Source organism: Streptomyces katrae, from assembly GCF_000966975.1.
Classification (GTDB): Bacteria; Actinomycetota; Actinomycetes; order Streptomycetales; family Streptomycetaceae; genus Streptomyces; species Streptomyces katrae.
Map to the genome: position 1 here is coordinate 1 of NZ_JZWV01001093.1, position 3,138 is coordinate 3,138.

At 75.2% G+C, this 3,138-nt stretch carries 2 protein-coding genes and 1 pseudogene; 2 read left to right on the plus strand and 1 reads right to left on the minus strand.

What is annotated here, in order from left to right:
• Positions 1–284: 284 nt before the first annotated feature.
• Positions 285–890, plus strand: a pseudogene (locus VR44_RS49315) (sialidase family protein); the annotation flags it as partial.
• A gap of 31 nt (positions 891–921) precedes the next feature.
• The gene (locus VR44_RS32820; protein ID WP_045951278.1) at positions 922–1,887 is read left to right on the plus strand and encodes a sialidase family protein; all 966 of its coding nucleotides are present in this window, start codon (positions 922–924) and stop codon (positions 1,885–1,887) included.
• A 45-nt stretch (positions 1,888–1,932) separates the two neighbouring features.
• On the opposite strand, the gene VR44_RS32825 is transcribed toward VR44_RS32820, so the two are convergent.
• Positions 1,933–2,661 carry a class I SAM-dependent methyltransferase gene (locus VR44_RS32825; protein ID WP_045951279.1) on the minus strand — a complete coding sequence of 243 codons (729 nt, stop codon included), beginning with the start codon at positions 2,659–2,661 and terminating at the stop codon, positions 1,933–1,935.
• Between the last annotated feature and the right edge of the window lie 477 nt (positions 2,662–3,138).

Sequence of the window (3,138 nt, forward strand, 5' to 3'; positions counted from 1 at the left end):
CACCCCCACCCCGAGGCGACCCCGACGCGCCCCTGACCGGCCCGGCCCCCGTCGGCCCACCCGTTAGCCTGCACGGGTGAACGTGCACCGAGCAGTCGTCCGATTCCGCCGGTCCGCCCGGGCCCGGGCCTGGGCGGCCTGCGCGGCCGTCGCCGCGCTCGCGGCCGTCGCCGTCACCGCCCTGCCGTCCGGCCCGCCCGACGCACCCGAGGACGACGGCCGTCTCCGCCCCCTTCAACGCCTTCACCGAGGGCTACGACTGCTACCGCACCCCCACCCTCACCACCACCAAGGACGGCACCCTCCTGGCCATCGCCGAAGCCCGCACCACCGGCTGCGGCGACATCGGCGACATCGACCTCGTCCTCAAGCGCTCCACCGACGAGGGCCGCACCTGGGGCCCCCTCCAGATCATCCGCGGCGCCGGCGACCCCGGCGCCTACGGCAACCCCGCCCCCGTCGTCGACTCCGCCTCCGGCCGCATCACCCTCCTCCACGCCTACAGCACCTGGACCGCCGACCCCGACGGCAACCGCGTCCGCGGCCCCCGCGAACTGCGCCTGGCCCACAGCACCGACGACGGCGCCACCTGGACCACCGACCCCGAACCGCAGCCCCAGCTCAAGGGCCCCGACTGGACCTGGGTCTCCGTCGGCCCCGGCCACGGCGTCCAGCTCACCCCCACCCGCCCCGACCGGCCCGGCCGCCTCGTCGTCAGCGCCGACTACCGCAGCGAGACCGGCGAATCCGGCGCCCAGCTCCTCTACAGCGACGACGGCGGTCTCACCTGGAAGGCAGGTGCCCGCTGGGCCGCCCCCGAAGGCCGTCCCGCACCCAACGAGCCCGCCCTCACCCAGCTCCCCGACGGCCGGATCTACGTCAACGCCCGCTCCACCGCCACCTGCGGCACCGCCGACCACCGTGCTCCAGCTGCCCGGCGGCCCCCTGCTGCTGTCGGCACCCAGCCGCCCCGGCGCCGAATCCTCCGACCGCTGGACCCTGGCCGTCCGCACCTCCCGCGACGAGGGCCGCACCTGGTCCAAGGAGGGCGCCGTCGTCCTGCGCGAACGCGCCGGCTACTCCGACATGGCGGCCCTGCCCGGCGGCCGCGTCGGCCTGGTCTACGAGACCGCCAACGGCACCCCGCACGGCTACGTCAAGTTCACCGCCTTCGGCCCCCACGAACTCCAGGCAGCCGCCGAGGACCTCACCCCGCGCCGCACCTCCGACACCACCCCCTACCGCAACCACGCCGTCGTCCACGGCAACCCCCGCCTCGGCAACCGGCCCGGCGGCGGCAGGAGCATGCGCTTCGACGGCAAGGACGACTTCCTGCGCCTGACCGACTGCCCCGACGAACTCCGCGTCGGCGCGGGCGACTTCGCCATCGCCACCTGGGTCAAGTACAAGACCCGCGGCCAGGACCGGGAGAGCGGCACCCGCCAGCCCCTCGTCTGGGCCTACGGCCAGGGCCCCACCGCCCCCCAGATCCGCATCGAGGCCGACCCCGCCACCGGCCGCCTCGAAGGCACCGTCAACTCCGGCACCGGCCCCGTATCGGTCACCTCCCGCTCCCGCACCGACGACGACACCTGGCACCACGTCGTCCTCCAGCGCAGCGGCGACCGCCTGGAACTCTCCGTGGACGGCACCCCGCCCACCACCACCGCCACCCCCACCGGCCCCGCGGGCGACCTCCGCCCCACCGGCCCCTTCACCATCCACCTCGGCACCCAGCCCGACTACAAGGCCTTCTACGCCGGCGCCCTGGACGACGTACGCGTCTACGGCCGCGCCCTGTCCCGCAACGACATGGCCCGCCTCCGCGACGGCAACGACGTCACCGACCAGGAACGCGTCCACCTCCCCTTCGACCGGATCTGGTGACCGGACGGCGGCCGTGTGCCGAACCGTCCTGGAACGCCTCGCGGCCTAGACGCCCGGCTTGCGCGCCAGCAGCAGCCGCCAGTGCGGGGTGCCGTCCGGGCGGTGGCCGAAGGGGGTCAGGGGGACGGTCTCCACGGTGAAGCCCGCGGCCCGCAGGTCCGTGCGGACCGGGCCGAAGGGGAAGGTGCGGTAGTACATGACGAAGGGCGGCCGCCACACCGCGTTGCGGACCCGCATTGCCGAGTCGAAGCCGGCCACCGCCCACCACAGGGGCGAGGTCACCGGGATCGGGGCGCCGATCGGGAAGGCGAACACCCCGCCGGGACGCAGGGCGCGGTGGACGGCGCCGAAGAGGGCGGGGCGCTCGGCGGGGAGGAAGTGGCCGAAGGCGCCGAAGCTGACGGCGAGGTCGTACGAGTTCCAGAGCCGGGCGGGCAGCGCCAGCGCGTCGGCCCTTTCGAGGTCCACGCCCTGGGGGTGGGCGCGGGCGGCCTCCGCCAGCATTCCGGCACTGACGTCGACCCCGGTGACCCGGTCCCGGCAGAGGCGGCGCAGCATCCCCAGGCCGGCGCCGGTGCCGCAGCAGAGGTCCAGGCCGGAGCCGAAGGTGCCCTCCCGCTGGGCGAGGGCCTCCTCGACGGCGTCGAGCATCCGGTCCGGGGTGCGGAACGGAGTCCGGTCGAACTTGGGGGCGAGCAGGTCGTAGCCCCGCTCCACGGAGGAGAGGGCCTGGACGGCCAGTTCGCGCAGGCTGGGGCCCTGGGAGGTGAACACGGGTTCAGGGTAGTGGCCGGACACGCGGGTACGCGGCGGCCGCGGTGGTCCCCCTCCGGCCACCGCGACCGCCGCTCCCCCGTGCGTTCCCCCGTACGTTCCCCCCGTGCGGGCTCGCCCGGATTCCCCCGAATCCCCCGTGGGCCAGCCCGCCCGTTCCCCCGTACGTTCCCCCGTACGTCGTGCTCCTTGCCGGTGGTGCATCCCCCCGGGTGCGCCCACCGTCGTGCTTCCCCCGTCGTGCTTCCCCCGTGGTTCCCCCGTACGTCCTCGGGCGGTTCCCCCGTACGTCCCCCGTACGACCGCTCAAGGCCCCCCGTACGTCCGTCCTGCCGTGTTCCCCTGCCCGTTACGGGCGGGGGCCGGACGCGTGGTTGTCCAGCGACACGATGTCGAGGTCCGAGGCGTGGTTGTCCGCCGGCTTGTCGCCGGGCTTGGCCACGACCGGCGGCTCGGCCGGCGGGTCGTCGCGGTCGA